General features: G+C 61.7%; 17 protein-coding genes. 1 reads left to right on the top strand and 16 read right to left on the bottom strand.

Features of this window, described 5'->3' with window-relative positions; translation table 11 throughout:
* Positions 1 to 131: 131 nt before the first annotated feature.
* The 6 genes from ACQP2H_RS10510 to ACQP2H_RS10485 form a co-directional block, all read right to left on the bottom strand.
* A complete protein-coding gene (locus ACQP2H_RS10510; protein ID WP_433232389.1) occupies positions 132 to 908 on the bottom strand; it encodes an HK97 family phage prohead protease in 777 nt (258 codons plus the stop codon).
* Entirely contained in the window at positions 901 to 2,106 is a 1,206-nt protein-coding gene (locus ACQP2H_RS10505; RefSeq protein WP_433232386.1) for a phage portal protein, read from the bottom strand. The genes ACQP2H_RS10510 and ACQP2H_RS10505 overlap by 8 nt, the downstream gene beginning before the upstream one ends.
* 13 nt (positions 2,107 to 2,119) lie before the next feature.
* Complete coding sequence (locus ACQP2H_RS10500) at positions 2,120 to 3,682, bottom strand: hypothetical protein (RefSeq protein WP_433232383.1); 1,563 nt, start codon at positions 3,680 to 3,682, stop codon at positions 2,120 to 2,122.
* Positions 3,618 to 3,887, bottom strand: coding sequence for a hypothetical protein (locus ACQP2H_RS10495; RefSeq protein WP_433232380.1), 270 nt, complete (start codon positions 3,885 to 3,887; stop codon positions 3,618 to 3,620). Before ACQP2H_RS10495 ends, ACQP2H_RS10500 begins: the two co-directional genes overlap by 65 nt.
* A 469-nt stretch (positions 3,888 to 4,356) precedes the next feature.
* A complete protein-coding gene (locus ACQP2H_RS10490) occupies positions 4,357 to 4,698 on the bottom strand; it encodes a hypothetical protein (RefSeq protein WP_433232377.1) in 342 nt (113 codons plus the stop codon).
* Between the two features lie 36 nt (positions 4,699 to 4,734).
* Positions 4,735 to 4,890, bottom strand: a complete 156-nt coding sequence (locus ACQP2H_RS10485) for a hypothetical protein (RefSeq protein ID WP_433232374.1) — start codon at positions 4,888 to 4,890, stop codon at positions 4,735 to 4,737.
* Between the two features lie 256 nt (positions 4,891 to 5,146).
* Between ACQP2H_RS10485 and ACQP2H_RS10480 the strand changes: the two genes are divergently transcribed.
* Positions 5,147 to 5,908 (top strand): hypothetical protein, encoded by a 762-nt coding sequence (locus ACQP2H_RS10480; RefSeq protein WP_433232372.1) that lies wholly within the window; start codon positions 5,147 to 5,149, stop codon positions 5,906 to 5,908.
* A 744-nt stretch (positions 5,909 to 6,652) separates the two neighbouring features.
* On the opposite strand, the gene ACQP2H_RS10475 is transcribed toward ACQP2H_RS10480, so the two are convergent.
* The 10 genes from ACQP2H_RS10475 to pgsA all read right to left on the bottom strand — a co-directional run bounded on the left by ACQP2H_RS10475 (position 6,653) and on the right by pgsA (position 16,006).
* On the bottom strand, positions 6,653 to 6,826 hold the full coding sequence (locus ACQP2H_RS10475) for a helix-turn-helix domain-containing protein (RefSeq protein WP_433232369.1): 174 nt from the start codon (positions 6,824 to 6,826) through the stop codon (positions 6,653 to 6,655).
* A gap of 97 nt (positions 6,827 to 6,923) precedes the next feature.
* Positions 6,924 to 7,460, bottom strand: coding sequence for a helix-turn-helix domain-containing protein (locus tag ACQP2H_RS10470; protein ID WP_433232366.1), 537 nt, complete (start codon positions 7,458 to 7,460; stop codon positions 6,924 to 6,926).
* An 850-nt stretch (positions 7,461 to 8,310) separates the two neighbouring features.
* Positions 8,311 to 9,867 carry a recombinase family protein gene (locus ACQP2H_RS10465; RefSeq protein ID WP_433233512.1) on the bottom strand — a complete coding sequence of 519 codons (1,557 nt, stop codon included), beginning with the start codon at positions 9,865 to 9,867 and terminating at the stop codon, positions 8,311 to 8,313.
* A 108-nt stretch (positions 9,868 to 9,975) separates the two neighbouring features.
* A complete protein-coding gene (locus tag ACQP2H_RS10460) occupies positions 9,976 to 10,725 on the bottom strand; it encodes a YebC/PmpR family DNA-binding transcriptional regulator (RefSeq protein ID WP_433232362.1) in 750 nt (249 codons plus the stop codon).
* A 208-nt stretch (positions 10,726 to 10,933) separates the two neighbouring features.
* Complete coding sequence (gene pdxT, locus ACQP2H_RS10455) at positions 10,934 to 11,539, bottom strand: pyridoxal 5'-phosphate synthase glutaminase subunit PdxT (protein ID WP_219469596.1); 606 nt, start codon at positions 11,537 to 11,539, stop codon at positions 10,934 to 10,936.
* A 43-nt stretch (positions 11,540 to 11,582) separates the two neighbouring features.
* Positions 11,583 to 12,500 carry a pyridoxal 5'-phosphate synthase lyase subunit PdxS gene (gene pdxS / locus ACQP2H_RS10450; protein ID WP_208569435.1) on the bottom strand — a complete coding sequence of 306 codons (918 nt, stop codon included), beginning with the start codon at positions 12,498 to 12,500 and terminating at the stop codon, positions 11,583 to 11,585.
* 250 nt (positions 12,501 to 12,750) lie between these two features.
* Complete coding sequence (locus ACQP2H_RS10445) at positions 12,751 to 13,266, bottom strand: hypothetical protein (protein ID WP_372444114.1); 516 nt, start codon at positions 13,264 to 13,266, stop codon at positions 12,751 to 12,753.
* Positions 13,263 to 14,432, bottom strand: coding sequence for a glycosyltransferase family 4 protein (locus ACQP2H_RS10440; protein ID WP_208569434.1), 1,170 nt, complete (start codon positions 14,430 to 14,432; stop codon positions 13,263 to 13,265). Before ACQP2H_RS10440 ends, ACQP2H_RS10445 begins: the two co-directional genes overlap by 4 nt.
* A 15-nt stretch (positions 14,433 to 14,447) precedes the next feature.
* Positions 14,448 to 15,389 carry a phosphatidylinositol mannoside acyltransferase gene (locus tag ACQP2H_RS10435; RefSeq protein ID WP_433232357.1) on the bottom strand — a complete coding sequence of 314 codons (942 nt, stop codon included), beginning with the start codon at positions 15,387 to 15,389 and terminating at the stop codon, positions 14,448 to 14,450.
* Positions 15,386 to 16,006 (bottom strand): phosphatidylinositol phosphate synthase, encoded by a 621-nt coding sequence (gene pgsA, locus ACQP2H_RS10430; RefSeq protein ID WP_219469589.1) that lies wholly within the window; start codon positions 16,004 to 16,006, stop codon positions 15,386 to 15,388. The genes ACQP2H_RS10435 and pgsA overlap by 4 nt, the downstream gene beginning before the upstream one ends.
* Positions 16,007 to 16,247 lie beyond the last annotated feature (241 nt).

The raw sequence follows: 16,247 nt of genomic DNA, 5'->3' as shown, positions 1-16,247 counted from the left end.
TTCGGAAAGGGATTGGAAACCCTTCCGCACGCTTCTGCGTCACTACCGGTCTGATTGCCGGCTTGATCCGTAAAGCTGCTCCTCGGTCTGATTGCCAAATGGAGTTGCGGTTTATGGGTCAGTGCTGATTGCTAGTCGTCCAGCCGTAGCATGGTTTCGACCAGCGAAATACTGCGTCCGGTTGGCGCAGAAGTAGTAGAAACATCGGCCGATCCACTCAGCCGAGAATTAAGACGCTCAAAAGCGGCACGAGCCGCACCAAGCGGAAGTCCATCTAGCTCAGACATGATTTCTCTCGACCTGGCCGCGATGGAGGTATGAGGATTCGCGCCGTAGTTGACTGCGGACACGTCACCTCTGTGAAGATCTACCTGAGTGATCCGGAACTCTGAGAAATCGTCGTTCCACTGAGCATCCTCAATCAGGAATCCAAAGCTCATCTGATCGATGTTGCGATCCTCGATAGCTAGGATGAGATCCTTGACGTCCTGGCGCTCAGGATTGAGCAGAGCTACCGAACGCAGCCCTAGAGCGTCCACAGACAGCTCTAGAGTGTTATTGGTAGTCCTAGCCATGGTTACGCCTCTGTGGTTCACCAGGAACGCCACATCAGGATTAGCCGCTAGCGTGGCGTCGAACGCTCTGGCGTCAATCACCTCGTCGTAGCCGCCGAACATGTCCCACATCTCATAAGGTGTCTCGACAACTGAGGCGTATCCGTCAAGCTGATAGAAGCTTCTGCCGTCACGCTCAATGAGGCTGGCGCGTAGCTGCTTGGCCTCAAAGCCCAGTGACCGAGCTGCGCCGGCTGGTGCTGCGCTTGGGCCTGGCCGCTGTCCGGCTGAGCCCTGAGGCTTGAGAGCCGCAGAGCGGCGTAGAGCCGCTTCCCTGTTTGCAGTGTTAGTCATTGTTGGTACCTGCCTTGGAATCCTGGCCTGACTGCTTTGGTAGGCCGTACAGCCGGTCGAATTCGGCTAGCTGTGAATCGGTGAACGCAGGAAGGTTGTCCTGCTCTCTGACTTCGCTTGGCGCAATCTGACGGGAACGCAACTTGATCTCGTTCATCTCTGCGCGTGTCTTCGGGTCAAGCCTCAGCAGAGCGTCTGAATTCAACTTCACGTACTGCGGTGAAGGGGTCAGCTTGCTCAGCTTGTTCTCTCGGCGGATGATTGCCGGACCGAGATTCATAATCAAGAACTGAAGGTTGCGCTGACTCATCGAGGCGTAGGTAATGCTGCTTCCACCAACCGCAGCGTCGATCAGGTCGCTAGGGCATCCGAAGAAACGAGCAATGTCGGTTAGCCCGTACTGCTTGGCCGCTAGCCACTGAGTTTGGCTGTCTACTGTCTGAATCGGGGTGTACTCCCAATCATTACCGTGAACGAACACCTCTCCGGCATCAACGTTGGCCTTGAAACTCGCCTTAGCTGCTTCCTTAACGTCCTCGGGAAGGCTCTTGCTGGTGTGCTTCAAGACAGCCGCAGGAATCGCGTTGCCGTTGAACCAATCCGTTGCGTAGTCCTGAATACTCAGGTACTCCCCGATGGAGTAGGCCGCATACTGAATTGGAGACAGACCATAAGGCAGACCAGCGATCGTGTACTGCTTCTCATGCCAGATGTCAGCAGGGTCAAACTCCTCATTGCCTACGCGATAGCTGAGCTTGTTGTCTCTGTAGACAACCGTGACGCTTTGCAGCGGTAACAGCTCGATACGGTTAGGAAGTCCCCTACCGTTTCGCTCAGTGATCAGACCAAAGGCGTTGCCAGCCCGATCTAGGTCAACCTGAGTCGAGTAGAGCCATTCCTGTAGGTCACAGTTGTCCCCACCAGGGTTGACCAGCACAGGAGGCTTAGGCACCTCGATTTGCTGACCGTTGACCCTGCGGAACACGTCTGCGGGCATTGTCGAGATGAGGTCAGCCCTCAGTCTCAAGCAGGCCCAGACCGCAGAATGCCTCATGGCGTTGTCGTTGTTGACCAGGACTCTGCCCTTACGAGACGAGGCGTTACGCGACGGAATGAGATCCGCAGCAGTAGTCGTGATATTGGCGTGACGCTCCTGCGGAGAGAAGACGTTACGAATTCTTTGAGTGAAACTAGCCACGATGGTGACCCTCCTAACCGAATGAAGCCATTAGGTCGTAGTCACCACTGCCGACCGAATCCTTACGAGTTACATAGGCCCATCGGGCGATGAGTCCTGCGGTAAGCGGACTGGTATCAACATCGGAACGAGCACGATCGAATACCCAAATGCCGCTCTGTGTCATTCGCGTAGCAGCGCCAGTAACGGCCTGGTCTAGCGGATCGAACTGCCTGTGTCGGAAAGACTTATCCTCAATAGCTGAAACGAACTGAGAGTTTGCCGCTACCCAATCCGCACCGGTCATGACCGCTAGGTCTCCAAACTCAGGCTCATCAGGATTGTCAGGAATCGTGAGTCCGAGAGATGCGAACTTGAAAGCCGCTGCCTTCAGTGGAGATTGAGGGTCGATACCGATGGCAACTAGTGAGTCTCCATACTTGGTCTTCATCTCAGCCAGGTATTCAGGCACCCAATCGACACCAGGATCAGTACGGATAACCTCAAGATGCCCTAGTCCGTCTTCACGCTCAGACCACACGGTTACCGCCGCATAAGCCTTGTTCTTAACCTGCCAAGCGCACACGCCAATAGAGAAGAAGGCATCTTCCGCCGGCTGTGACTCGGGATCAGCAATAGCGTTCCAAGCCTCATCACTGATGAGGTTGTTTCCAGACTTGACCGGCCAGCGTCCTAGACGCTCTCTAGCGAATGATTCGACCTTCTTACTCTTCGTGGCCCTTGCTCGCTCCTTGCGGATGGTGGACTCACGGATATGGAGGTTCATCGCAGGATTAGCCTGTGACCACGCTTCCCTATCGTCTAGGACGTCCTCAAGAGGCTTATTCGGGTCGACACTCCACTCCATCCAACAAACGTCAGGATCATTGGCTAGACCACGCTCGCGGATGGTGCTGTATGGCTCACCGCTAGTCGTGTCCAGGGGTGGTGTGGACAGGTACCAAGTCTGAGAATTCCGGCTTCCTGACAGTGCGTAGCTTAGGGCTGCCTCGTCAATTTCTGTCAGGTCGTATGCCTCGTCATGGATCAGCTTGTCAATCGAGTCACCACGCGCGTTCTTTCCTCGCGCTGCCATCTCAAGGAAGGCACCAGACTTCAGTCTGATGAACTCACCACCGTTTTCCTTGGAAAGCCACGTCTTGCCAGGAAGCAGAAGTTCCTTTAATCCCGGATTCTCTCTGCCCTCTTCCTCAGCCTTTACCCACTTCTCGATGATGTTGGCTACACGGAAGAAGATCTTTTCTGCGTTAGGCTTCTTTTTCTGAGCGGTCAAGATGATCCGCTCATCGAACAGGAAGAGACCTCCCAGGATCAGAACATCGATGATGTAGGACTTTCCATTCTGACGAGGAACCATGAGCCCTACGTCTGAGGCTGACCACACGAACAGGTCAGGATTCTGCGGATCAGGAACCTCACGCAGACCGTTACGGATTGCGTACTTCTGCCAGTCGTAGAGAGAAATCCCTAGGTCTGCGGCGAACTCAATAGCATCATCACCTGCGCCAGTTTCACCCGGCGGGAAGTTGCCTATTCTTGGCTCTTGCTTCCCTCTTAGCACGGAGGACATCGACACGGGACGCCTCCTTTACTTGAGGGCTGACCTGTTGCAGCTTCGCCAGGACTTCTGAGAGCTGCTTTGAGATAGAGGCTGCTTCCCTGTGCTCAGCAGTAGTCAGACGCTCCGCCAGGTGATCCCTTAGGGCTTCCAACTTCTCTACGTAGGTGCCTTCCTGCATGATTCCCACAAAGTCACGCTCTGTCGGCTCCTGCTCTGTCATGGCTGGCACCTCCTCGGGGATATTTTTTTCGACTTGGCACGGGGTCATCTAGAGGTCTGATTTCTAAAAAATCTTGGAAGTTCTGACGTGATGTGTCGCCTCATGTGCATGAGCCATACGATTGATGCTTCAAGATGTGCCAACATGTTGATAGGCATGGCCTTACCAATCCCTTGACGTGTTCAGTGGAGGAGGCAGAGGCTTGTTACCTCTGCTTGGGTTGCACTTCTTCCCACACGTAGGACAACCCTTCACTCCGTGTGCTGGCATCTTGTTGTACGGGTCTGCTCTGTCCTGATCAGGCTTGGTTGATACCGGGGTGATGTAGTCCGCAGTGTCAGCGCCATCGTGGTGACAGAGATGGCAGATGTAGTCATTCACCTCTAGGCAGATCCGCTTAGCTTCTAGGTATGGCCCTGAGTGCATCCACTTGTAGTGTCTTCTGTCAGAGGCCATACCTAGCTCCTTGTCATTCGTCGCCGGGAGGCGGATCAGTTGGGTCCTCAGGATCAGTAGGAGGATCTGTTGGCTCCTCAGGGTCAGGCTCCGGTGGTGGAGCAGGACGCTGGTCTACCTCGCCATAAACCGTGTACTGGACTAGACCGAAGTCTTCCTCGGTGCGATTGATGTAGATAACACGCTTCACCTCTGAGGCGCTTCTCTTTGAATTCTGTGCATAGCGCTTAGCGAACTGAGTGAACATGTACTGATCAAGTTCCTCAGTGGTCATGCTCTGCTCTAGTTCCATAGGAAGCTGAATCAGCATCACGACGTACACGATGCCCGGTTCAGGCGATGAGAAGTTGAACATTGCTTTCCTCAATTCTGGTGAAATGGCAGGGCGTGTTCACGGGTACTGCTGATGGTCAGCGGAGGCAATCTCAATGTGATTGTCAAGGAAATCCTTAGTCACTCTCAGCGCTACGAGGATGTCTTCATCGGCTGCCGAATACGACTGGCGCAATCCATCTTCGTCCTCAATCCAAATTGTTACTTCAGCCATTGTTGCTCTCCTCTGATTCTGGTGAAATGAGGGAGGCACATGAGGAGATCTGTGCCTCTACCTCAGCTTTCCCGCCATCCAAACCCGATGCCGACGCAATATGCGCGCATCCTTCTCGACCGTTTCGGCCTTCCCTATATATCTCCTGTCCCGAGACAGCGGATCTGATCTGAAATAGCATTTCGTGATCAAGATCACTTGAGGTTACTCCGACGAATAGCCGATTACATAAGTAACGGCGATTTAAGGAGCAAACATGGAATGCAATTGGGCTGATCCTGCCAAGTCTGAATACCGTCCCGAACTAGTGGAGCTAGTAGAGACAATCGCAAGGCAGAAGGCGTCAAAAGCTCGATACGACTGGAACATCGACATCGAGTATGAGGACTTGCGGCAAGAGTTATTCCTATACCTGTTCCTGAATCCGAACAAGGTAGCCAATGGCCGATTCCCCGCTACCATCCTGCACTCTGAGGCCGCAGACATCTGCTACCGCAAGAGGCTTCAGGAGAGCACGTCAATCATCGACACAGACGAGCTATACGCGATTCTGACAGAATGGAACAGCCTTCCTCGCTACGTTCGTGAGGCGCTGTACGGACCTGTCTTCCACAGGGCAGGCAAGGGGCGATACCTTCAGCTTATCGAGTATGTGCACCAGCATGGCGGGAACTACGCGCTTATGACTCCGGCCGACAAGAAGGCGTATCGCAGAGCCGTTGTACGCCTGGCGGAGATCATCGCGGGTGTCATGTGTGGAAAGCCTGCAAGCCTCTCAGAGCTGCCACAGGATCTAGCCGACCCAGAGCAGGAACTAGAGGCGCTGACCGCTGAGCAGACCTCTGAGAGCGTGGATGACACCTTCTCTGCATGGCACGGTCACTACGTCTGCGATGCAGGACACCACACAACAGCGACGCTAGCTGTAGCGCCTCCCAAGAGGATCGGCTCAGAGCGCGGTATCTATGGGCAGAGGTACTGCTCTTGTGGAGACAAGAACTTGGTTCTAGCGTCCTGAACCATTTCAATAATGTACGCAGGGTCTAGTAGGAACGCTCGTAAGGCTTCCTCTACTAGGCCCTGATACTTTTGTGTCTCGATAGGCTTGGTGTCGTTCTGGAAGGCCAGTGCTTCAGCCTTCTTAGCGTGATACCTACGGTTCTGATAGGCGTTGTTGGCATCCTTGCAATCCTGACAACGACAGCCGCGCCAGTAGCATCTGATATTGCCGTGGGGAACTTCCTTAGCCATTCTCATTCTCCTGAAATAGCGAAGCCCCGGTCACCTCGTAGTGAGGGCCGGGGCTTCTTCGTTGCGGCTACGCTGCCTGTACCTCTTGCGTAGGCGGATGAACTGCATGCTCGTGATCTCCCACAGGCCACATGGGAATATAGCGATGCTCAATACCATTCGCTACGTCCTCAAAGGTTGTGCATTCGACAGGCTTACTCTTAACGCCACACTGCCAACAACGCATCTCGTTTCGGATATCCGCCGCGAGGTCATCAGCGGTCAGATGCGGGTATGGCGCAATCAACCAACCCGCATAGGTTGGGTAGAGCGGTTCTACCCTCTGCATGTTTTCGAACGTATCTAGCAACACCTTTCCGCCTGGTGTGGCCCACGTCCTACTGTTCGAATTAAAGGCTCCATACATCTGCTCTGACATCTCTTACTCTCCTCTTTGGCGATCCTTTCGCCTCACTTATGTAATCGGCTGTTGGCGCTTCGAACCTCGTTACAGAACCAGGTCGGCTGCTTGTCAGTGATTGAGTTTGTACGTGTTTGGCAAACCTCGACCCAGCCGATCCGTAACCGAGATGAAGCCAAGCTCTTCAAGCTCCTTAAGAGCACGCTGCACTGTACTTCGAGACATCCCATTCTTCTCTGCTAGCTCATCCTGTTTGGGATGCCTGTCAAAGAAGTTGATAATCATGTCTAGGTAACCGTAGATCCGGATTGCGTTGCTTGAAGCCTTCACGTCAAGGAGTCGGGGTGGCACTCGGCCATAAGGCTCAGTCATAATCTCTTCCTCACCAATCGTTCATGTCGTCTAGAATTGACTCGAAATTCGAATCAGCTAGCTTGCCTTCAGTCGATGACGCTTGTGTCGTCTGAGCCTGCTTTTTGGCTATGGCGAATTCTCGACGTGGGCGCTTCTCTTCCTCACTGTTCCAGCCCTGAGCCGCCTTGTTGACTGGCTTGCTGCATGTGCTGGTGCGCTTGCGGGCAGAGGCAGCCTTTGGGGCGTTGGCGTGACGAACAAAGGGAACGTCACAAATCCAATACTCGTTCCCGCCGTGAACCCTTGACTGGCGCTCCTTGATGATCCAACCCTTGTCAGCAAGTTCCTTGAGAAGACGCTTGACCGATGGGACGCTCATACCCGACTTCTCAGCGATTGTTTCCTGCTTAGGGAACGTCCTGTCAAAGCCTCCCCAATGGAAGCGAATGACTGTGTAGAGCGCGTAAGCGGGGGCGGATACCTCACCAGTAGCAAAAGCCTGCATCATGGCGTAAGGCACCATCACGAACTGCGATGACGCAGGATAAGAATTCTGTTCAGACATGGCTATATTCCTTCAATTTCGATTCATGGATTCGGTTCCTCGTCTCAGGGGCGGCCAGATGTGAAACCAGCCGCCCCCTTCACATGAGATCGAAAGAGGAACCGCACAGGAGCTTTTCGCTCCTACACATACTATAACGGTCAAACGATCTTGGAACCTCCCATGTTACCAATTCTTAATGTTGGACAAGTCATTGATGACTCTCAGTAATTCCTCTTTTGATTGCAAAGAGTTAATCCACACAAGTGTTAGTAGTCTTCACTCAGATTTCTATGCTCAGACCCGATCAGGCTCAAAGCCCTCAGAGCCTTTCTAAGCCTTTGAGAACCCCATACCCTTACACGGGTAGCCATCCGACCCTCCAGGACGCTCAGAATCGATCTGAGAGGGTTTTAAGATGGTTCAGGCGGGCGGGGCGGCGGGCCAAACTGGCGCGTAAGCCGCTAAGCGCTCTTAGCAAATCCTCGCCATAGGCGAGAAGACACATCCTCACCTCTGTGAACTGAGGCTATGCCTCAGGATTTGCCTAAGAACGAAGTTAAAGCCCGGACAAGCCGCCTGGAGCGAAGCGACAGAAGGCGCATGTCCGTTTTGCTTCTGCGGAGCAGAAGGGTCTTCATGCCCCTTATTTAAAATCTCTTAAATCTAGATTCTTATGACTCGTATCAGAAACGATCCCTGCACTCGTATCAAATATGAAACAAGAGCAGGTCAGAGCGTTGTAATCTCCCACTCAGCTCAGATCTGGTATAAGAGCAGGTCAGGGCACATCCCTACGTTTTGGAGGGAAGAGAGCACACAGAAGGGGTCGACCCCTCTAAAGAGCAGCCGACCCCATCCGGATCTGTTTCTAGCGGATCTTCTCTTGAATCCTCGCGGCCATATCACCATGCCAGATCACCCAGATTCGTGACCCTCCGGTGTCTTTTGGCTCTAACTCAACCTGATAACGGTTACCCTCAGTAGCGGCCAGCGTGTCCCAATACTGCCGGACATCCTCAGGTTTCTCGTCAGGATTCATCGCAGCGAAGATCTTCATACCCGAATCGCGGATAAGTCCCTGCTTCGCAGGAATGTCAGCGCCTTCCCAGAGCTGCCGGTACGTCTTGCCGGTAGGCACATACTTCCAGCCTTCCGGCCGGGACGGCAGGGATTCCAACTCTTCCCGCCGAGACTCAAGCTCTGAGTACATCTGCCGGAACTCTGCTGTTCCCTGCTCCCCCCGGTACAGGCCAGCCTGCCTGTCCTCACGAAGCTCCTTCAAACGCTCTTCCACCTCTGACAGCAGGGTTGCCGTGTCATCCCCTGGGACGTACATCTTTTTCATGACGTCCAGGTCACCCATCTTGGCGAGGAAGACAAATTCCACAGCGCTTTCAAGCTGCTCAGCCCGAACCGACCCTGCCTCACAGCCGTTGCCCTTCCTGCTGCGTCCAGAGCATCGGTAGTATTTGTAATCCTGCTTGCGGTCCCGCTTCACCATCCAATTGAAATGCAGGACTTCACCGCAGTGAGGACAGTGCGCAGCAGCGGACAGCAGAGCGTCAGGAGCCTTCCTCGTCTTAGGCTTCCTCGCACCGGTAATAGCGTCTTGCAGAGCTGCCCAATCGTCTTCAGAGATCAGCGGCTTGCCACGCATGACCGGGGAACCGTTCTCTTTGACGATAATCCGGTCAACGGTGAGGTAGCCAAGAAGGACAGGATTGGTCAGCATCCGGCGTAGGGTCTGATCGGTCCACTCCTGTGGCGGTAGCGGTTCCCCGGTTTCCTTGTCCCTACGAGGCTTTCCGGTGTCGCGCATAGCAGCGTGGTCCCGAGGAGACAGCACACCGGTTTGGTTGAAGTCTCGGGCGATGCTGGAAATGCTCGTTCCATCAATGACCCTGGCAACAGCCTCTTGCAGCAGGGGCGCACTGACAGGATCGTGCTCTAGCTCATGCTCTCCCCGTAGAGCCTTCTGATACCCGTAGGGGACCAGGCCGCCGACGTTGCGCTTCTCTTTGCGCATCCGGCGCACACGAGCCTGTGCACGGGACTTCATCCGAGACAGCTCAGCGCGGGCAAGTTCCGCTTTGATGACGAAGTTCAGCCGGAAGCCCTCACCATCGGCCGAATCAAGCCTGTCGTCATAGCCGATCAGCCGTACCGGTGGCCGAACCACCTGACCAGTCTCAGGGTCTTTGCCCTCGATGACGTCCAGGATCGTTGCTGCGACGTTCAAGCCCTCACGAGACAACCGGTCTACGTGCCAGGCCGCTAGGACGTCAGCGTTGCCCTCAAGGGCGTCAGCAAGCCACCCCTTGAAGGCTGGCCGGTTACGGATGCCTCCCGACGCTCCGTCATCGACGTGTAGGGCAACTTCCTGGAACCCGTGAGACGCGCAGAGCCGCCGCAGGTCATCAACCATCCCCTGCTTGGAGAGGTTGCGATCATCAGCGGCTCTGGACAGGCGGACGTACAGGGAGGCACGCAGGGCTCTTCTACCGGGGGTCATGGTCCGGCAGAGTAGACACGGTCAGGCCAGTTGTGCAACTATCTCGTCGGAGACGTCGAAGTTGGCGTAGACGTTCTGCACGTCGTCGCAGTCCTCCAGCACGTCGATCAGCTTGAAGATCTTGCGTGCGCCGTCCTCGTCCAACGGCACGTTGACGCTGGGGATCAGGGCGGACTCGGCCGACTCGTACTCGATCCCGGACTCCTGCAGGGCGGTGCGGACCGCGATCAGGTCGGTCGGCTCGGAGACCACCTCGTACGCCTCACCGAGGTCGTTGACCTCCTCGGCCCCGGCGTCGAGGACCGCCATCATCACGTCGTCCTCGGTGGTGTCGGCCTTGGGGACGATCACCACGCCCTTGCGGGAGAACATGTACGACACCGAGCCGGCGTCGGCGAGCGAACCACCGTTACGGGTCAACGCCGTGCGGACCTCGGTGGCGGCCCGGTTGCGGTTGTCGGTCAGGCACTCGATCAGCATGGCCACGCCGCTCGGGCCGTACCCCTCGTACATGATGGTCTGCCAGTCGGCGCCGCCGGCCTCCAGGCCGGAGCCGCGCTTGACCGCGCGGTCGATGTTGTCGTTCGGGACCGAACTCTTCTTGGCCTTCTGGATGGCGTCGAAGAGGGTGGGGTTACCGGCCGGGTCACCGCCGCCGGTGCGGGCCGCCACCTCGACGTTCTTGATCAGCTTGGCGAACATCTTGCCGCGCTTGGCGTCGATGACGGCCTTCTTGTGCTTGGTGGTCGCCCATTTAGAGTGGCCGGACATCTCGTACCTCCGTCTGTTGACTCACGCCTCGCGTCGGCTGGCCGCGCCGACTCCGGGCCAGCACCGGCCGCGTTGGAGGGCTGCGACGGGCAGTGCCCGCGCCGAACCGCGGCAATCCTACCGAGAGCACCCACCCCGCCGTCACACCCGGCGCGGCACCGCCACCAACCCGCGCGGAAATCGCCCCTTTCGCCGGGAGATGGGCGGCTCAGCGGGCGGCCCCGACCAGGTCGGCGAAGTAACGGTGCAGACGCAGGTCCCCGGTCAACTCCGGATGGAACGACGTCGCCACCAGGTTGCCCCGGCGGACGGCGACGATGCGGTCGACGGCCGGACCCCCGGTGACCCGGCCCAGCACCTCGACGTCGGCATCGACCCGCTCGACCCAGGGGGCGCGGATGAACACGGCGTGGAACGGCCCGCCGTCGATCCCGGTGATCTCCACCGGAGCCTCGAACGAGTCGACCTGCCGACCGAACGCGTTGCGTCGCACCGTCATCGCGATGCCGGCGAAGCCCCGCTGGTCGGGACGGCCGTCCAGCACCTCGGTGGCCAACATGATCATCCCGGCGCAGGACCCGTAGACCGGCATCCCGGCGGCGATCCGCTCGTCGATCGGCGCGCGCAGCCCGAAGATGTCCACCAGCCGGCTCATGGTGGTGGACTCCCCACCCGGGATCACCAGCCCGTCGACCGCGTCCAGCTCGGCTGGCCGACGCACCGCACGGGCGTCCGCGCCGACCCCGGCGAGGGCGGAAACATGCTCACGGACGTCACCCTGGAGGGCGAGCACCCCGATCACCGGTCCACCCACGTCCCCTCCTCCCGCGCCACCGGCAGCAGCCCCGACCCAAGCCTCACCAACCGCGCTCGGCCAACCGGTGCGGCTGGGGGATCTCGTCGACGTTGATGCCGACCATCGCCTCACCCAGGCCCCGGGACACCTTCGCCAGCACGTCCGGGTCGTCGTGGAAGGTGGTCGCCTTGACGATCGCGGCGGCCCGCTGCGCCGGGTTGCCGGACTTGAAGATGCCGGAGCCGACGAAGACGCCCTCCGCGCCGAGCTGCATCATCATCGCGGCGTCGGCCGGGGTGGCGATGCCCCCGGCGGTGAACAGCACCACCGGCAGCTTGCCCGTCTCGGCGACCTCCTTGACCAGGTCGTACGGGGCCTGCAACTCCTTGGCCGCGACGAACAGCTCGTCGGCCGGCAGGGAGCTGAGCCGGGCGATCTCCTGCCGGATCCTCCGCATGTGCATGGTGGCGTTGGAGACGTCCCCGGTGCCCGCCTCGCCCTTGGAGCGGATCATGGCCGCGCCCTCGGTGATCCGGCGCAACGCCTCACCCAGGTTGGTCGCGCCGCACACGAACGGGACGGTGAACGCCCACTTGTCGATGTGGTTGGCGTAGTCGGCCGGGGTGAGCACCTCGGACTCGTCGACATAGTCGACGCCGAGGGACTGCAGGACCTGCGCCTCGACGAAGTGACCGATCCGGGCCTTGGCCATCACCGGGATGGACACGGCCGCGATGATGCCGTCGATCATGTCCGGGTCGCTCATCCGGGACACGCCACCCTGGGCGCGGATGTCGGCCGGCACCCGCTCCAGCGCCATGACGGCGACCGCACCGGCGTCCTCGGCGATCCTGGCCTGCTCGGCGGTGACCACATCCATGATCACGCCGCCCTTGAGCATCTCGGCCATGCCGCGCTTGACGCGGGCGGTGCCCCGGACCTGGGGGGCATCGGCGCTCGGGGACGTCGTTTCGGACATGGTCCATCACTCCTCGGACGTGCTCGGGGGCTGGCTCCGGCTGATGCTATGACGCCCCGGACGCCGCTCCGACAGCCAATCGGCCCCACGGTGGCCTGCCCTGTGGCCCCCGTCACCCCGGCTCGACCCGGGCCGGTGCCGCCCGCCACCGCGACCCGCCCGCCACCGCGACCCGAGCCGCCACCGCGACCCGGGGCCGCCACCGCGAAAGGGGCCGCACCGTCGGGCAGCAACCGGTCGGCAGCCCCGGTCAGCCCGCCGGGACGTCGGCGGGCAGGGCCAGGGTGGGGTCGTCGATGTCGAAATACCGCGGCCAGGGGTGGCGGCGGCCCATCCGGCACACCCGCACCAGCGGTCGGCTCCGCGCGCTACGCGCGTCCCGCACCAGGTCGGTGTGCACCTGCCGGGACAGCGCCAGCCGCCGGCTCGCCGCGATCACCGCCCCGCAGGAGGGATCGGCCGGGTCCAGCCGGGCCGCCCGCAGTTGCCGGGTGAGGTCGTTCTCCGCCGCCTCCCGCTCCTCGGGGACGGCGTCCAGGGCGATCCGCGCCGCCGCGTACAGCTCCACGCCGTGGCGCTGCTCGGCCAGCACCGCGGCGGCGGCGGCCCGGCGCAGCAGATGGGCGTCGAGCGCGCGGGCCGCCGACTCCGCCCGGGTCTGCAACCGCTCGACCCGGCCCGCCGTCCAGACCAGGTAGACCACGACCAGGGCGACGACGACCACGGCGACCGACACCGCCCACAGCTGCGGCACCGTCGGGGTCACCGCGGACCACCCAGCCCCGCCCACTCCTGGTCGATGACCCGACCGTCGGTGGCCTCGATGGCCGCCGCGTAGACCTCCACCACCCGACGGGCCACCACCGGCCAGTCGTAGTGGGCCACCACCTGATCGCCGCAGGCGCTCAACGCGGCCCGCTGCGCCGGGTCGTCGAGCAGCTCCGCCAGGACGGTCCGCAGGCCGGCCGGGTCACCGGTCGGGAAGAGCCGACCGGCCCGCCCGCCGTCGAGCACCCGCCGGAACGCGTCCAGGTCGCTGGCGACCACGGTCGCGCCGGCCGCCAGCGCCTCGGTGAGGATCATGCCGAACGATTCGCCGCCGGTGTTCGGGGCGACGTAGAGGTCGACGCTGCGCAGCATCCGGGCCTTGTCGACCTCGGAGACCAGACCGAGGAACGTCACCCGGTCGCGTAGCTCCGCCGGGAACCGCCCGAACAGGTCGTCCGGGTCACCCGGTCCGGCCACCAGCAGGCGCAGCCCCGGCCGGTGCGCGGCCAACGCGACGAAGGCGTCGCGCAGGATCGGGAAACCCTTGCGGGCCTCGGTGAACCGGCCGAGGAAACCCAGCGTCCCGCCGCTGCCGGTGGCGCACTCCCCCGGCCAACCGGGCAACGGCTCGACCCCGGCGAACTTCGCCACCGCCACCCCGTTGGGGATCTCCACCGCCCCGCCGTCCATGTGCTCGACCTGCACCTTGCGGGCCAACGCGCTGACCGCGATCCGGGCGGTGATCCGCTCCAGCAGGATCTGGAGCACCCCCTGGGCGGCGGCGAGCACCCGGGACCGGGTCATCGCGGTGTGGAAGGTCGCCACCACCGGCCCCCGGGCGGAGAGCACCGCCAGCATCGACAGGCTCGGGGTGAGCGGCTCGTGCACGTGCAGCACGTCGAACTCGCCCCGGGTGAGCCAGCGCCGCACCCGGGCGGTGGAGACCGGCCCGAACGCGATCCGGGCCACCGAACCGTTGTACGGCAGCGGCACCGCCCGCCCGGCGGAGACCACGTACGGCGGCAGCGTCGACTCCTCGTCGGCGGGGGCCAGGACACTCACCTCGTGCCCCAGTCCGAGCAGCGCCTCGGCCAGGTCCATGACGTGGTTCTGCACCCCGCCCGGGACGTCGAAGGAGTACGGGCACACGATGCCGATCCGCACTGGCGCCCCCTCCCCTCAGACCGAACCGGCGCTGGCCGGGGGCGGCGCCGCGGTGGACCCGCCGTCGGTGGAGCCCCGCTGGTCCAGCCACATCCGCTGCAACATGTGCCAGTCTTGCGGATGACGGGCGATGCCCGCCGCCAGACAGTCGGCAATCCGCTGGGTCAGCACCCGGACCCGCTCGTCCAACGGTGCGCTGTCCGGGTCGGGCACCGGCAGCGGGCCCTCCAACTGCGCGCGCGGCATCTCCGGTTCGTACCACAGCGACGCCACGTAGAGCGGGGCGCCGGTGCGGATGGTCAGCAGGGCGGGCCCGGCCGGCATCCGGGTACGGCCGCCGAAGAAGTCCACCTCGATGCCCCGGGCGGACAGGTCCCGGTCGGCCAGCAGCGGCACCACGGTGCCCGCGCCGAGCCGGTCCACCAGCACGTCGAAGGCGGGCCGGGCACCGCCGTGGGTGGGCAGGATCTCCATGCCGAGACCCTCGCGGAAGGCGAGGAAGCGCCGGTAGACGCCCTCCGGCTTGAGCCGCTCGGCGACCGTGGTGATCGGCAACCCGGCGGCGGCCACCCAGGCGCCGGCGGCGTCCCAGTTGCCGGCGTGCGGCAACGCCACCACCGCGCCCCGGCCGGCCGCCACGTCGGCGACGAGCAGCTCCGACCCGCCGAGGTGGAACCCGTCGAGGATCTGCTGGCGGCTCAGCGAGGGCAGCCGGAACGCCTCCATCCAGTACCTGGCGTACGACCGCAGACCCTGCTTGACCAGTGCGTCCAGCTCCGCCTCGGGCAGATCGGGGCCGACCACCCGGCGCAGGTTGGCGCGCAGTCGGGTGGCGCCCTTGCCCCGGGCGCGGTGGGCGCGGTCGGCGCCCGCCTGGAAGGCCGCGGCGACCACGGGCCGGGGCAGCGCGCGGGCCAGCCGCCAGCCGGCGACGTAGCCGAGTTCGGTGAGGTTCACTCGGGGCCGGCCAGTTGCGCCTGCCGGTAAACGTGGGCCACCCGCTGGCCGACCGTGAAGATCGACACGGCGGCGAGCAGCCAGAGCGAGATCTCCAGGGCCGGGCCGACCCCGAGGCCGGTGAGCAGCCCACCGACCCCGACGATCAGCAGCCGTTCGGTGCGTTCCGCGACGCCCACGTTCCCGCTCATCCCCAACCCCTCGGCGCGGGCCTTGACATAGGAGACCAGCCCTCCGGCGGCCAGGCAGATCAACGCGGCGGCCACCCCGGAGTGGTTGCCCTCGGTGGCCAGCCAGTAGGCGACCGCGCCGAACACCGCACTGTCGGAGACCCGGTCCATCGACGAGTCGAGGAACGCGCCGAACCGGGTCGAGCCGCCGCTCATCCGGGCCATCGTCCCGTCGAGCATGTCGGTCAGCGCGAAGAAGGTCACGATCAGCGCTCCGGCCACCAGCTGGCCGCGGGCACCGAATCCGAGCGCGCCGACGAGCACGCCGACGGTGCCGGCCACGGTGACCGCGTTGGGGGACACACCGGCGCGGAGCAGACCGCGCGCGACCGGCTCCACGACGCGGGTCATCCCCGCGCGGGCCGTCACTTGGAAGATCTTCGCCATGGCGGTCCCACGATAACGGCCGGCAGTGCCGCGCGATACGGCCGGTCGCCCGACCCGCCCGACGAGACTTGTGCGGGGTCCGTCGACGGGTGTGGGATCGGGGCGGAAGGTGAGCCAGCTCACCACCTCGCCCGTTGACCGTTCGCCGGTCGCCGGGCCACCGGAGGATATCGCCGCGGCACCCGACCGGGCCGCTCCCCGTCGTGCGCGGCGGTCGCCACCCACCACCGGCTCAGGGAGG

It is taken from the genome of Micromonospora sp. CA-248260, assembly GCF_050942205.1.
GTDB lineage: Bacteria > Actinomycetota > Actinomycetes > Mycobacteriales > Micromonosporaceae > Micromonospora > Micromonospora antibiotica.
Note: the sequence above shows the minus strand (reverse complement) of the source record. Positions and strands in the feature narration are given on the sequence as shown.

Coding starts and splice junctions, on each gene's coding strand:
- ACQP2H_RS10510 (WP_433232389.1), bottom strand. CDS start 908: ATGACTAACACTGCAAACAGGGAAGCGGCTCTACGCCGCTCTGCGGCT.
- ACQP2H_RS10495 (WP_433232380.1), bottom strand. CDS start 3,887: ATGACAGAGCAGGAGCCGACAGAGCGTGACTTTGTGGGAATCATGCAG.
- ACQP2H_RS10490 (WP_433232377.1), bottom strand. CDS start 4,698: ATGTTCAACTTCTCATCGCCTGAACCGGGCATCGTGTACGTCGTGATG.
- ACQP2H_RS10485 (WP_433232374.1), bottom strand. CDS start 4,890: ATGGCTGAAGTAACAATTTGGATTGAGGACGAAGATGGATTGCGCCAG.
- ACQP2H_RS10480 (WP_433232372.1), top strand. CDS start 5,147: ATGGAATGCAATTGGGCTGATCCTGCCAAGTCTGAATACCGTCCCGAA.
- ACQP2H_RS10475 (WP_433232369.1), bottom strand. CDS start 6,826: ATGATTATCAACTTCTTTGACAGGCATCCCAAACAGGATGAGCTAGCA.
- ACQP2H_RS10470 (WP_433232366.1), bottom strand. CDS start 7,460: ATGTCTGAACAGAATTCTTATCCTGCGTCATCGCAGTTCGTGATGGTG.
- ACQP2H_RS10465 (WP_433233512.1), bottom strand. CDS start 9,867: ATGGTTGATGACCTGCGGCGGCTCTGCGCGTCTCACGGGTTCCAGGAA.
- ACQP2H_RS10460 (WP_433232362.1), bottom strand. CDS start 10,725: ATGTCCGGCCACTCTAAATGGGCGACCACCAAGCACAAGAAGGCCGTC.
- pdxS (WP_208569435.1), bottom strand. CDS start 12,500: ATGTCCGAAACGACGTCCCCGAGCGCCGATGCCCCCCAGGTCCGGGGC.
- pgsA (WP_219469589.1), bottom strand. CDS start 16,006: ATGGCGAAGATCTTCCAAGTGACGGCCCGCGCGGGGATGACCCGCGTC.